This is a genomic window from Arthrobacter sp. 2RAF6 (assembly GCF_052115205.1).
Taxonomy (GTDB): domain Bacteria; phylum Actinomycetota; class Actinomycetes; order Actinomycetales; family Micrococcaceae; genus Arthrobacter.
In genome coordinates, this window is sequence record NZ_JBFRGF010000150.1 from 1 (window position 1) to 330 (window position 330).

General features: G+C 68.4%; 1 protein-coding gene. It reads left to right on the top strand.

What is annotated here, in order from left to right:
* Positions 1 to 330, top strand: a 330-nt coding sequence (locus AB4Z38_RS25905; protein ID WP_441432360.1) for an Ig-like domain-containing protein, incomplete at both ends; no start/stop codon positions are given.

The following is a 330-nucleotide window of genomic DNA, read 5'->3' on the forward strand; positions in this document are numbered from 1 at the left end:
AGCTACAACACCACCACCAACACCGCCACCTTCACCCCCACCGCGGCCCTGGCCAACAGCACCACCTACACCGCCACCATCAGCGGAGCCACCAACACCGCCGGCCAAACCATGACCGCCCCCTACACCTGGACCTTCACCACCRCCGCTCCGCCGCCACCACCGGCGGTAACCTCCACGACCCCGGCCAGCAACGCCACCGCCGTGCCCACCACCACCGCACCCACCGCGACCTTCAACCAGGCCGTCACCGCGACCTCCATCACCTACACCCTCAAAGACGCCGCCAACACCACCGTGCCCGGCACCACCAGCTACAACACCACCACC